The sequence below is a fragment of the Rhizobium sp. BK176 genome (assembly GCF_024808055.1).
Genome location: NZ_JANUBV010000005.1, coordinates 239753 through 253347, shown reverse-complemented (window position 1 = coordinate 253347; position 13595 = coordinate 239753). Strand labels below are relative to the sequence as shown.

The following is a 13595-nucleotide window of genomic DNA, read 5'->3' as shown; positions in this document are numbered from 1 at the left end:
GCATTATCTTATCGACATAGTGGGCTCGCTGGCAGCGGCCCAAATTGGGAGACTGCTATGCCTTTCTCAATTAGAAACATGCTTTTGCTGAGCAGCATGATCCTTTTGCCTGCAGCAAGCGCAGTCGCCCAGGGTGCCCCGCCTCCCCCACCCGTCACCGTTGCCAAGCCTGTCGTGCGCGATGTCGTCGACAACGATGAATTCATCGGCCGCTTCGAACCGGTGGATGAGGTGTCTGTCCGTTCTCGCGTCGGCGGCTACCTGCAGGAAGTGCATTTCACGGACGGCGCCGTTGTCAAAGAAGGCGACCTGCTTTTCGTCATCGATCAGCGGCCTTTCATCACTGCGCTTAATGAGGCAAACGCTGCGCTGGAGGTGGCCAAGTCCACACAGACCTATGCTGAAGCGCAGTTCAAGCGCGCGGAGTCGCTGGCGACCAGCGGCAGCCAGTCGGTCTCTACTTTGGACGACCGTCGCCGGGAATGGCTTTCGTCGCAGGCGAACGTCCGCGGTGCCCAGGCGACTGCCGACCGTGCTGCTCTCGATATGGACTATACCAAAATCACGGCACCCTTGAGCGGCCGTATCGATCGCCGCCTGATCTCGATCGGCAACCTGGTTCAAGCCGACCAATCGGTACTGACGACAATCGTTTCACTCGACCCGATCGACTTCTATTTCGATGTCGACGAGCGCCGGCTCCTGAATTTCGCTGACACTGCTCGCAGGAAGGGCCAGGTGCTTCAGCAGGGCGGCGGAGGCGTCGACGTGACGGTGACGATCAGCGACCCGAACGCCAAGCCCTTCACGGGAAAGCTCGACTTTGCGGAGAACAGGATCGACAACCAGAGCGGCACGATCCGGCTTCGCGCCCGCTTCGCCAACCCGGATCTCGTGCTTCAGCCTGGCCTGTTTGGGCGCATCCAGGTCGCGGCCTCCAATACCTATAAAGCCGTCCTCGTCCCCGACGAAGCGATCGGCTCCGACCAGAATGAGCGCGTCGTGTTTGTCGTCGGCACCGACGGCAAGGTTTCGACTATGCCGGTACGGCCGGGTCCGCGAATCTACGGCTATCGGGTCATTCGCGAAGGCCTCGACGGCACCGAGACGATCGTCGTCAATGGCCTGATGCGCGTCCGGCCCGGCGCAACGATCACGCCGAAGATGATAGAACTGCCGCAAGAACGGCGCGATACGCCGCCCGATTCCCCGGTCCCGGAGAGCGGCCAATGAGATTTGCCCATTTCTTTGTGGACCGGCCGATCTTTGCGGCCGTCATCTCGATCGTCTTCCTCGTCGTCGGCAGCATTGCTTATACGCAATTGCCGGTATCTCAGTACCCGGAGATCGCACCACCGACTATCGTCGTACGCACGTCCTATCCCGGCGCCGACCCGCAGACTATCGCCGACACCGTGTCAACGCCACTCGAGCAGCAGATCAACGGCGTCGAGGACATGCTTTATATGTCCTCCTATTCCAGCGCCGACGGCGCCATGTCGCTGACGATTACCTTCAAGCTGGGCACCGACCTGGACAAGGTGCAGGTTCTTGTCCAGAACCGCGTCTCGATCGCCTTGCCCCGCCTTCCCGAAGAGGTGCAGCGGCTCGGTGTCACCACAGACAAGAGTTCTCCCGACCTGATGATGGTCGTGCATCTGCTGTCACCGTCGCACCGCTACGACCAGCTTTACGTCTCGAACTACGCGCGCAACCGCATCCGCGACGTTCTCGTTCGTCTAGATGGCGTTGGTGACGTACAGATCTTTGGCGAGCGCCAATATTCGATGCGAATCTGGCTCGATCCGGAAAAACTCTCCGCCTATCAGATGACATCGGATGACGTTGTCGCAGCGCTCCGCGACCAGAACGTCCAGGTATCTGGCGGCAAGATCGGCGCGCCTCCCGTTACCGGCAAGAATGCGTTCGAATACACGGTGCGCACCGAGGGACGTTTTTCCGATGTCCGCCAATTTCGCTATGTCATTGTTAAATCAACCGCCAGCGGCCGGCTGGTCGCGCTGCAGGATGTCGCTCGTATCGAGCTCGGCGCGCAAGACTACGTCACCAATAGCTATCTGAACAACGATCCGGCCGTTGCCCTCGGTGTCTTCGCCCGGCCCGGAACCAATGCACTGGATACCGCGCATCAGGTCCAGGCGATCATGAAGGACATCTCGCAGAATTTCCCGCCGGGATTGGAATATCGGATCGTCTACGACACGACCGAATTCATCTCGGATTCGATTGCGGAGGTCTATCGAACCATTGCCGAAGCGGCGATTCTGGTGGCCATTGTCGTGCTGGTCTTCCTGCAATCCTGGCGCACGGCGATCATTCCGATCGTTGCAATACCGGTATCGCTGATCGGCACCTTCGCGGTGCTGCTGGCATTCGGCTTCTCCCTCAACATGCTGACCCTGTTCGGTCTCGTGCTTGCCATCGGTATCGTCGTCGACGATGCGATCGTCGTGGTGGAGAACGTCGAACGCAATCTGGCGCGCGGGATGTCTCCGAAGGAAGCGGCTCATGTCACCATGGATGAAGTCGGCACCGCGGTCGTTGCGATTTCGTTGGTCCTTATCGCCGTGTTCGTACCGACGGCCTTTATTCCGGGCATATCTGGCCAGTTCTACAGGCAATTCGCGGTTACGATCTCGGTCACCACGGCAATCTCGGCGTTGAATTCCCTGACGCTTTCACCAGCGCTGGCCGGGATCCTGCTGAAAAGCCATGACCACGAAACCAAGCGTGTCAGCATAGCAACGCGTTTCGTGCGCAGCCTGGCCAACGGCTTCAACCACGGCTTCGATCGAATGAGTGCCGGCTACTCATGGATCATCCGGCATCTCGTCAGCAGCTGGGTGGGGCTGACCTGCTCGCTTCTCGTCTTCGCAGGGCTCTTGGGAGCAACGTGGTACATGGGCACTAAAGTCCCTTCGGGCTTCATTCCGACCATGGACCAGGGTTACGCAATCATCGTCATACAGCTTCCCGATGGCGCCTCGCTCGCGCGTACCGATGCCGTCGTCAAGCAGGTCGGCGACATCGCCCGGCAAGTTCCCGGCGTCGGCAACGCCGTCCAGTTTGCTGGCTTCAGCGGTGCGACCTTCACGAATGCCTCGAATGCGGGTGTGGTCTTCGTTCCGTTCAAGTCTTTCGCCGAACGCGAGGAAGGCGGCGAGACCGCAAACAAGATTATCGGAGAACTCTTCGGCAAGCTGCAGAGCATCCAGGAGGCCTTTATCATCGCCATCCCACCGCCCTCGGTACGAGGCGTCGGCAACTCTGGCGGCTTCAAGATGCAGGTTTCCGATCTTGAAAACGCCGACATGACCCGCGCGCTGGGACTCGCGCGGCAGATGATGGGCGCCGCCGCCACAACTGAGGGGCTGACCGGCGTCTTCACAACCTTCTCGGACGCCAGCCCGCAATACTTCCTCGAGATCGACCGTGATAAGGCGCGCTTCCTGAACGTGCCGATCCCCAATATCTTCAACGCCCTGTCGATCAATCTCGGCGTTTCCTATGTGAACGATTTCAATGCGTTCGGCCGCGTTTACCAGGTCAGGGCTCAGGCCGACCGACAATACCGCATGGACCGAGACGACATCCTTGCCCTGAAGGTCCGGTCGGCGACAGGTGCGCTCGTGCCCCTCGGAACCCTGATGGAGATCAAGGATGCAAGCGGCCCGGCGCTTGTCCAGCGTTACAACATGTACGTTTCGGTGCCGCTGCAGGGAAATCCGACGCCGGGCACATCGACCGGCGATGCCATCAAGAAGATGGAAGCGCTGGCGGCAAAGATCCTGCCACCGGGAACCACGTTCGAATGGACGGAACTGGCCTACCAGGAAACCCACACCGGAAACACGGCGATTTACATATTTATTCTGTCGGTGGTCTTCGTCTTCCTGGCTCTGGCGGCGCAATATGAAAGCTGGGTGTTGCCTCTGGCCATCATCCTCATCGTTCCACTTGCCGTGCTCGCTGCTCTGATCGGTGTTTGGTTGAGGGGAATGGACAATAACGTCCTGACGCAGATCGGTCTGATCGTCCTCATCGGTCTTGCCGCCAAGAACGCGATTCTGATCGTCGAGTTCGCCCGGCAGGCGGAAGAGGAAGGCAAATCGCCGGTGGAGGCCGCAGTGGAGGCCAGCCATCTTCGCTTGCGCCCGATCCTAATGACGGCGTTCGCCTTTATCTTCGGCGTATTGCCGCTCGCGATCGCCACCGGCCCCGGAGCCGAAATGCGTCAGTCACTCGGGACGGCCGTTTTCTCAGGGATGCTTGGCGTAACGATTTTCGGCCTGTTCCTGACGCCCGTTTTCTACGTCGTGCTGCGCGGGCGCCGGAAAAAGCCTGCTGTTGCGCAGACCGAAGCCGCGCAACCCTCCGAGGAGGCTGCCACCGGGACTTCTTCATGAAGGGCGCCGCTCGACCACGTTCTGTTTGAGCAGGTCTGACGACAGGATCTTCCGGAGCGGCTTCTCGACAAGCTCGTAGGCTGCCGCTCCGAGAACCGTTCCGCCAACAGCGGCGAGCCCGATCGTCGACGTGGTCGACAACCCGATCATGCCGGCAGCCTTGACGATCACCGAGATCGCCAGCGTGTGCCAGAGGTAGATCGAATAGGACGCATCGCCGAGATACGTGAGAAGCGGCACACGGCCAATGCTGCCATCTGTCTCGAGCGACACCATGCCGTAGACCAGCGCCATGGCGAGCGGCCCGCAGATCGTTTCGTCGAAATCGGCACCGATCAGGAAAATCGTCGCAAAGCCGGAGAGCGAGGCACCGACACAAGCAAGCCCCAGGCTAGTTCCTGCGATCCACCGCTTGATCCACAATTCCGCAATGAAGACGCCTCCGAGGAATTCCAGAATGATCGGCCGGGTATAGGTTTTGAGCACCGGCGACGCCGGCTCGAAGAGAAGGCCGATCAGGAAAAAGCCACCGAAGATCGCCGTTAGATACAGCAGCCGCCAGCGACGTGGCAGGAAAAGCGCCCCAGCAAACAACACGTAAAAGAACATCTCGAAACTCAGCGTCCAACCCTGGACGAGGACCGGCCAGATGTCGCCGGTGCTTGGCGACAGGGCCGGAATGAAGAACAGCGAGGCAAGGATGTGGGCGCCGGTCAGCTTCAGGTTCGGGAACAGGCCGACCACAGCGCCGGCGATCATCACGCTCGTCACCAGCCAGTAGGAGGGCGCGATACGCCTAATGCGATCGAGCAGGAACCCTTGGGGTGTCATCGGGCGGCGATCACTGATGACCCACATGATGAAGCCGCTGATCACGAAGAAAACATCAACGCCAGCGGCACCGATTGCAAAATGCTCACCGGTCTTTTCGGCAGCGTGGAAGACCACGACGGCAAGTGCCGCAAAGGCGCGCAGATATTGGATGCCGTAAAGTGTCTTCATCGGTTTCCTCGGGGAGCCGGTCAGGCCGGTCGAAATGTTATGGCGTTATTGAGCGATGGGCTCAGGCAACTTGTGGTGTCGCCAAGAGCTCACCGCCGGCAGTCGACGCGCAGTCGCCAGCTTTCCAGCGGTGAAGTAGAAAAGAAACGTCCCGACGTTGTATGGCGTCAGAATATCAATCTCGACGAAGGAGCGGATCGTCAGCAGGACAGCAATCGAGAAAAGCAGATAGGATTCAACATTCCTGAAATCCTCGATGACGCGCCGCAAATGCCCCCAGAGGATCCGCAGCAGCATCGCCGCGAGGATAAAGACGCCCGCGAGGCCCAGTTCGACGGCCGTTTCGATATAGGTGTTGTGGAAATGGAAGCCGCTCCGCGACCCGATAAAGAACTCTTCCCACAGCCGCTCCGGCTCGGAGAAGCCCTGGACCCAATAGGCCTGGTAGCCGATGCCGAAGATCGGATTCTGTTTTGCCGCCTCGATCCCCTGTTGCCAGAGATAGGTGCGCCCGGTCAGCGTCGAATCCTTGCCGAAGATGCCTAGAACGGCGTCGACCGCTCCGAGATAAACGCCGGCAACGGCGAGAACGATAACGGCGACGCCGCCGCCGACGACCAGCAGTTTTCGGTGATCAGGCGTCAGTGCGAGGACGACATGCAATCCCATCATCAAGGCCAGCACGACAGCCGTGGTCAGCACGGATGTCGCCGATTGGCAGGCGATGAGGCAATAGGCGGACAAAAGTCCAACGATGCCGGACGCAGCCATCCAGAGGCGTCTCTCGCCGAAGATGAAGACGGCTGCGAACGAGACGATCAACCCCAGCGACGCGTAGAAGCCGAGCTGGTTCTTTGAGGCGAAGGCCCCCACGAAACTGAAGGTTCCGTCCAGCGGATCGTACTCGTAGTAGCCGAACAACAACGAATAGATGAGGACGATCCCGACGCCGGCGATCATGCCGACCGTCAGGGTCCTGACGTCGAGCACCCGCACCGCAATCAGCGCACAGATGACCTGCGTCAGGTACTGAATGCTGGCTCGCACAGAGATGCTTGGAACGGCAGACCAGAACACCGACAGGAAGGCGAGCGCGGCGAAGGCGTAGATCCAGAGGTAACGACCGTGACTGCCGAGCACCTTCTTGTAGTCGACGGCGATCAGCGGCAGCCAGAGCGCATAGTAAAGCAGGATCGCCACCTGCCCGAACTTGATCGAGTAGGCGAAGCAAAAAAGTGACAGTGCCACGGCGGGAATGGCATAAGCCGCGTTCCCGCCTGGCTGAATGAGCGCCGATTTTGCGATCCGCATTGCGGCCTCGTTATCTCATCGCCAGTCCGGCAGTGACCTTGATCAGGTCGCCGGGCAGGAGCGCAGTATTTTCCTGAACCGGAATCTCCTTCGCCTTGCCGTCAACTTCGCGGACGATTGAATAGGCGATGCTCGCAGCCCCGGTGCTGGTGTCAAAACGGGCGGCATCGGTCGATTGCGTCAACGCCTCCGCCATCAGCGAGTTGCTGGTTTCGAGCTTGAGATTGAGTTCGTCGAGCTGAGCGTCGGCATTCTGGAGCTCCTGGGATAGCTGTGCATCCCAGTCGTTCCGAAGCGTGATCTCGTCTTGGTTGGCCTTGCTGATGTCCTGCTTGGCCTTCAGCGAATTGGTATCGATATCGAGGAGCGTCGCCTCGGTATCAGCTGCCCGCTGTTCAGCGGCCATCTTGCGGGCGCTCAACGCAAGGCCCTTCTCCGCAAGATCTTCGACCTTATCGCGATCCTCAGTCGCCAGCTGCAACTGCCGGGTCTGGGTTTCGCTCTTCTTGGCAAGTGTCTCGACTTCGCTTTGGAGCAACTGCTTGAGGTCGGCAAGCGCCTGAAGCTGCAGCGTCAGGCGTTTCCTGCGGGTGTTCATGAGAGCCGTTTCGCTGTCAAGCAGGGGCTTCGCCTCCGGCTTGTCCTGAAGCTCCTTCGGCATGTCAATCGTATCCTGGTTGGCGATCTCGGCCCGCAGCCGCGCCTGCTTCACCAATAGGCGTGCACGGTCTGCCATGTAGACGACCGCGTCACCCTTTGCATTGATGAAGTCACGGGCGAACCGTTGCCCGGCGTCTGCACGGCGCAGACCGCCGGCAAGGCTCACGGCCTTGATGATCGTCAGATTCGGCGCAAACGGGTATTCACCGGGCTTTTCGACGTCACCGGACAGATAAACCGGCCGGAATTCCGAGAGCTCGACCGAGGCAGATGGACGGTCCTTCAGAGCAAATTGCTTCTGCAGAGCCGTGCCGATCTCCTGGGCGATTGCGTCAGTCGTTTTGCCCGAAGCAGGCATGTCTCCGACGAAAGGCAAGGAAATGCTTCCTGAAGGCCCGACCGTGTAGTCCCCACTGACGACCGACCAGTCGCGGATGCTGCCATCCGCGGTCTGCCACTCGGCCACCCGAATCTTCAGCTTGTCCATGATACCAAGACGGTAGTCGTCGGCAGCAGCAAGCGATGAAGACGCCAGAAAAGCACCAAGTCCGGCTGCGACAACAACACCGGATCTTAGCGTGCGAAATCGTCCGGCCTTGCCGTCAAGAAAGCGTTTTTCCATTACCTTCCCCGTGTCTCGGCACGACAAGCCGCAAGGCGTTGCCGCGCAGTACTGTTTGGTTTTTGAGATGCGGCTTAGTAGCTGCCGCGTTGAGCGCATACCGCCGGAATTGTGCGTGCGATGATCACGACATCCCGAACCAGCGACCAGTTTTCGACGTAGTGTGTGTCGAAGGCGACGCGAGTTGCGTAAGAAACGTCATTGCGTCCGCTGATCTGCCACAGGCCCGTCAGGCCAGGGCGAGATTGCAGATAGTAGACGGCCGAATTCTCGTACATTTCGAGTTCGTCTCGAACGACAGGACGCGGACCGACGACGCTCATTTCGCCGCGGATGATATTGAAGAGCTGGGGAAGCTCATCAAGACTCAACTTGCGTAGAACGGCACCCACGGCAGTGACCCGGGGGTCATCCTGCAGTTTGCGCGTTGCACGCCACTCTTCCATGGCCTTCGGATTGTTGCGCAGGTGCTCCTGCAGAACCTTGTCACCATTGGTGACCATTGTCCGAAACTTCAGGCAACGGAACTCCTGGCCGTTATGGCCGATGCGGCGATGCCCATAGAAGATCGGTCCTTTGTCCGAGAGCTTCACAAGCAACATCACCATCAAAAAAAGCGGGCTCAGAAAGATGAGCCCGAGGCAGGCGGCGGACATGTCGAATGCCCGTTTCGCGATCCCGCCAGTCGGCGGAAACACGCTCTGATGAACTACGCCATAAAATGGCGAACTGTCCGATCTCGTCGCAGACTTCATAGAGGTAACTCCACTTATGTTTGCCGTTTGGTCGGGTAGGCTCAGGCCGCTTAGCTAGCGCTGACGAATTCGAAGTGTATGAGGTGATTTTGTTTTTTTAAGCCACAATTTTAAGACCGTGGCGTTACGGCATGTTTTTGGAGCCGCCGTTCAACTTTTTTGTTTTTAAGACTCTGCTGAAACAATCATACAATTCTTTGGCGATTTCGAACTAATCTCTGCGTGTACCAATAAAAGTCTCTGGCATTGCTATCCGAGCCAAAGATACTGAAGTCTAGGACGTCAGGGCGGGGTGCCGGCAATTGCTGGTTTCCACTGTCGGCTTCTGAGAAAGGCCCGGTTTCTATTTGCAAAAAGGAGCCACCTATTGCATTGCACCATGCATTTTGCGCTGCACCAGCTAACCGTTTGAAATTAAAACTTTGTAATAAAAGTTGAACAGAAAGCACTCCGAACGCACCCCACACCGCATACATTGTGGCACTAATAGGAGCGTGTATTGCCAAATTGTGCGCAACTACCGATGGACGCAATGTTTTTTAATCATCTTTCGAGAAAGCGATGCGGCGGCGGCAGTGCGTGGCATTTTTACCAATAGCCGGAAGAAACCTTTAAGATCGTGGCTGTACTACGCCTCTCGCAGACGCAAAAAAACGTCTCCAGACCTTCAGTTGAAACAGGAAGTCCTGTAAAACATTATCCTAGGAAGGATCCTGGTGGCGCTTTCGTCTTCAATGATTGTACATTGAACGAAGCTCCGATGGAGGAGGCAACAGATGTATGCACCTCGCGTTATCTTCAGCATGCTCGGCGCATTGGCCGTATTTGCTGTCGCGACGTATTGGTTGAGCGGTTCTCTCACCGGGACCGCAGTCAAGACGGCAATCTCTGCCGTCCTGCTTCAAATCGGTTATTTCGGCGGCGTCTTATACCTCGTCTGGAAGGAGAGCAGGAGCCGCACGATTCGCCCCTCAGTGAGGCGCGAAGAGACGGAAAAGCTGCCTGTGTCGCCATTCAAGGGTTCTGAACCTTTCAACCGCTAAGCCTCTTCGATTCGAAGCATTGCCATGCCTTCCCGGCATGAAGAGCATCCCGTTCGTAACATCATTTGAAGAGCGGACCGTTGTCCGCCACATTTTGACGTCTTAGTTGTTGGGCGAAACAACGGAGGTCACGCGTGGCAAAAACCGCAAACATTTGCGTCATCATCGCTGCCAAGAACGCAGCAGACACCATCGAAACTGCCGTTAGATCGGCCCTTCAAGAGCCTGAAGTGGCCGAAGTCGTCGTTGTCGATGACGGCTCCAGCGATGACACGGCGGGAACCGCAAGGCGGGCCGACGACGCCAGCGGCAGGTTGAACGTTGTCAGATTCGACCAAAACAAAGGGCCGTCGGCCGCCCGCAACCACGCCATCGCAATCTCTTCGGCGCCACTGATCGCAATCTTGGATGCGGACGATTTCTTTTTCGCAGGTCGCTTTCGCCGCATGCTTGCAGAAGACGACTGGGAATTCGTTGCCGACAACATCGCCTTCGTCGATGCCGATGCGGCAAGCCTGGCGCCGGGGCGGCTCCAGCAATTCGCCGAAAATCCGCTCTTCCTCGACCTGCCTACCTTCGTTGACGGCAACATTTCAAAGCGCGGTGTCCGCCGCGGCGAGATCGGCTTCCTCAAGCCGGTCATGCGACGCGCCTTTCTGGATAAGCACGGCCTGCGTTACCGTGAAGAAATGCGGCTCGGCGAAGACTACGATCTCTACATCCGGGCCTTGGCGCTCGGCGCGCGCTACAAGGTGATCCACAGCTGCGGCTACGGCGCGGTCGTGCGCGGCGACTCGCTCAGCGGACGCCATCGCACCGAGGATTTGCGCCGCTTGTATGAGGCCGATCGCACGCTCCTGAAGTCGGTGAAGTTGCCCCCACAGGCGGCGGAAGCCGTGCGCCGGCATGAGCGGCATGTACGCGGCAAATATGAGCTGCGGCGGTTTCTCGATATCAAGGGCCAGGCAGGGCCGCTAGCAGCGATCGCCTACGTTGCTGGGAACCCAGGAGCCTTCCCCGCGATTGCGACGGGCATCCTTGCCGACAAGACGGAACGCCTGCGCAACCCCGGCGGCGTCTCCGTCACGGCGCCGGGCAATGGCCTACGATATCTTTTGAGCGCCCCGGCAAAATAACCGGGAATCGACTACTTCGAGAGCTTCGCAGCAGCCAGCTGCAGCGCACTTCCCAACAAACGGGGATCGCGTGCCGCCCATCGTGCAAGCAATCTGAAATCTGGCGTCTTGCGCCGGCGCAGCAGGCCGATCTGGCTCCAGATGGCCTGCCTTCGCGCCGTATTCTTGTGTTTCTTGATGGTTTCGACCTCCTGCGGCCGGCGGGAGAACCGGCTTTCCAGCTGGTCAAGCGCCATCCAGGTGATGAATTGCTGCTTGAGAAATTCCGGTGAGGCGTTGTCGACGCCGTGGAAGATGTTGATGCCCTCGCCGCGCAGCGCACCCGGCTCCGCGCAGAGCAACACCTGTTTCGCCGCAATGATGCAATCGCAGAAGAACAGGACGTCCTCGGCGGCCAATCGCAAGGCGGCGTCGAAACGGACCTTCTCGAACAGCGGCCGACCGATGACCATGCAGGACATATGCAGGAAGGCCCAGTTCTTCAGCATGACGCCGGCAAGATCCGGCACGTCCAGGATCAGCGGCTTGTCCAGCAGGCGCCGCGCTCCCTCCTCTTTCTCGAGAGCGGCGATACCGAAGTGATAGTCAAACTCCTCGCCGCCTTCGATCGACGCCCAGTAGCAGTCGCCCCCGAAGGCCTCCATCGCCTTGGCTGCGTTCTCCAGGTGATCGGGAGTCCAGACATCATCGGAGTCGAGAAAGGCAACGTATCGCGTCGCCTTCGGCACATGATCGAGGCCAGTGTTTCTGGCGCCGCCAGGCCCGGCGTTCGGTTGGGCGATCACTGTCACGCGCGCCCTGTTCTCCTCCGACAAAAGAGCGAGGTCCGCATCTGGGGAACGTGGTGACTGGTCGTCGACGACGATGACATCAACATCCGTGTAGCTTTGCGAGAAGACCGACTCCAAGGCGCGGCTGAGAATGCCGTCCTCGCGCTGATAGAAGGGGATGATGATCGTGAAGGTCGCCATAGTCTCTCCCTTGAGATACGCGAATTTATGTTTTCGCCCCAGCGCATCTAGGGGTGAATGACAGGCGCAGCAAGTGTGCTGCACTGCAAAATGATGACGTTCATTTCGGCCGAAGTTTGTCAAAGCTGTCCAGTGATAGGATCGCATCAACCCGTATCGAAACGAAACGGCGGCTCGCTCTCAAGCCGCAATTCCGCCATGATCGGAGCCGTTCGTCAGCCTCTCGTTGTAACAATCGTTCACCAGTCAACAAAAACTTTTATGCCACTCGCGACGGAAAAGCCTAGAAATTGATGAATATCATCATGTTATGAAATGCACTGCTGACGTTGACGTTGAGGACCATTCGGCGGGCCGACACATAGGCTTTTTCTCATACTGAGCCAGGACAGGACGACTGTTACGAAGTGGGACCGCCGATCACTTTTTGCTGCACTGCCATATTTTCTTCCGTGAATCCGCCCTAACTTCGGGGTGCGGGCTCGAGTCTGCTCTGATTGAAAACGGTCGCAAGGGGAGGTGCGGCCCAAAAGGGGTGACTGATAGCGTGAATGTTGATGCGAATGTTTCGTCGCGGATAAATCTGATGCGCATCGTGCTCATATCGGGCATTGTGTTCGTCCATATACCGTTCGACGCCGCCAGCAGTCCCTACGAGGGGGCCTACGGCGCATTTGACTGGATACGGGTTTTTCTGACGGAGGCGCTGTTTCGCGTCGGCGTTCCATGCCTGAGCGCGATCTCGGGCTATCTGTTGTTTCGCAGCGGACAGGAGAACTTCAGCTACAAGAAAACCGTGCGCACGAAGGTGCAGACGGTGTTTGTGCCATTCCTGCTTTGGAACTGTGGATTCATCGCAGCAATCGTCCTCGCCACCAGTGTCGGGGTGGGTGACGGCTATCTGCCCGACCCGCTGCACGCGTCCGGCCGTGATCTGATGTCACAAGTGCTGGCGGTCGAGAATTTCCCGGCCAACGTACCCTTGTACTTCCTTCGCGATCTCTTCGTCTGCATCCTGCTTTCGCCAATCCTTGCCTGGCTGATCAGCCGGGCTCCTATATTGACGTTGACTGCCTTGCTGGTAATCGCGCTCATTCCGGAACTGTCGATCTACATCGTTCTAAAGCGCTCCATCCTTTTCACCTTTAGTCTCGGCATCTTCCTTGCCTTGCAGCAGTTTGACCTCAAGGCTCTTGATCGCTTTGCGTCGCTTGGCGTCCTTCTGCTGCTCGCTTCCTCGGCCCTTCTGGCAACCGCCATCTTTTTCACCGGACCTTCGCTACCTGATTGGGTGCAATTCTTCCGCAACGCGCTCGCAATCGGTGGTGCATTGGGCTTCTGGCTGCTCTCGGCTCCGCTGATCAAGACGCAGATTGGCCAACGACTCGCAAAGACCGGGAGCCTCAGCTTCTGGATCTTTTGCGCCCACTACCCGCTCCTCATTTTCCTCTGGATTCTGTGGGGCAAAGCAGACCTGAGCTTCTATCCGTTGTTCTTCGTTCTGTCCTTCGTCCTGCTGTTTCCATTGCTCGCTCTCTCAAACGGGCTGTGCCGGAAGAATTTTCCGCGCGTCTACGCCGTCCTGACGGGCGGCAGAACCAAACGGTCCGTGAACTCGGCGTCGCAGCGCGACGTCTCTCCCGAACTCGTTTCACAGCAAAGGTGACA

The 13595-nt window shown here is 58.4% G+C and carries 10 protein-coding genes; 5 read left to right on the top strand and 5 right to left on the bottom strand.

Going from position 1 to position 13595, the window contains the following annotated elements:
• The first annotated feature begins 57 nt into the window (after positions 1-57).
• Positions 58-1233, top strand: coding sequence for an efflux RND transporter periplasmic adaptor subunit (locus tag FHT76_RS18470; protein WP_183861604.1), 1176 nt, complete (start codon positions 58-60; stop codon positions 1231-1233).
• Positions 1230-4427, top strand: a complete 3198-nt coding sequence (locus FHT76_RS18465; RefSeq protein WP_183861606.1) for an efflux RND transporter permease subunit — start codon at positions 1230-1232, stop codon at positions 4425-4427. The genes FHT76_RS18470 and FHT76_RS18465 overlap by 4 nt, the downstream gene beginning before the upstream one ends.
• Here FHT76_RS18465 and FHT76_RS18460 read toward each other — a convergent pair.
• From FHT76_RS18460 to FHT76_RS18445, 4 genes are all read right to left on the bottom strand, one after another.
• A complete protein-coding gene (locus FHT76_RS18460) occupies positions 4422-5429 on the bottom strand; it encodes an acyltransferase (protein WP_183861608.1) in 1008 nt (335 codons plus the stop codon). The two genes, FHT76_RS18465 and FHT76_RS18460, sit on opposite strands and share 6 nt — an antisense overlap.
• A gap of 45 nt (positions 5430-5474) precedes the next feature.
• Positions 5475-6740, bottom strand: coding sequence for an O-antigen ligase (locus FHT76_RS18455; RefSeq protein WP_183861610.1), 1266 nt, complete (start codon positions 6738-6740; stop codon positions 5475-5477).
• A gap of 10 nt (positions 6741-6750) precedes the next feature.
• Positions 6751-8022 carry a polysaccharide biosynthesis/export family protein gene (locus FHT76_RS18450; protein WP_183861612.1) on the bottom strand — a complete coding sequence of 424 codons (1272 nt, stop codon included), beginning with the start codon at positions 8020-8022 and terminating at the stop codon, positions 6751-6753.
• Between the two features lie 74 nt (positions 8023-8096).
• Positions 8097-8777 carry a sugar transferase gene (locus tag FHT76_RS18445; RefSeq protein ID WP_114713575.1) on the bottom strand — a complete coding sequence of 227 codons (681 nt, stop codon included), beginning with the start codon at positions 8775-8777 and terminating at the stop codon, positions 8097-8099.
• Positions 8778-9553: 776 nt separating this feature from the next.
• On the opposite strand from FHT76_RS18445, the gene FHT76_RS18440 reads away from it, so the two are divergent.
• Together FHT76_RS18440 and FHT76_RS18435 are read left to right on the top strand one after the other, a co-directional pair.
• Positions 9554-9820, top strand: a complete 267-nt coding sequence (locus FHT76_RS18440) for an exopolysaccharide production repressor protein (RefSeq protein WP_183755555.1) — start codon at positions 9554-9556, stop codon at positions 9818-9820.
• 134 nt (positions 9821-9954) lie between these two features.
• Positions 9955-10956, top strand: a complete 1002-nt coding sequence (locus FHT76_RS18435) for a glycosyltransferase family 2 protein (RefSeq protein WP_183861614.1) — start codon at positions 9955-9957, stop codon at positions 10954-10956.
• 11 nt (positions 10957-10967) lie between these two features.
• Here the strand turns inward: FHT76_RS18435 and FHT76_RS18430 are convergent, their stop codons facing one another.
• A complete protein-coding gene (locus FHT76_RS18430) occupies positions 10968-11927 on the bottom strand; it encodes a glycosyltransferase family 2 protein (RefSeq protein WP_183755553.1) in 960 nt (319 codons plus the stop codon).
• Positions 11928-12474: 547 nt separating this feature from the next.
• Here FHT76_RS18430 and FHT76_RS18425 point away from each other — a divergent pair.
• Positions 12475-13593, top strand: coding sequence for an acyltransferase (locus tag FHT76_RS18425; protein ID WP_183861616.1), 1119 nt, complete (start codon positions 12475-12477; stop codon positions 13591-13593).
• Positions 13594-13595: the final 2 nt, after the last annotated feature.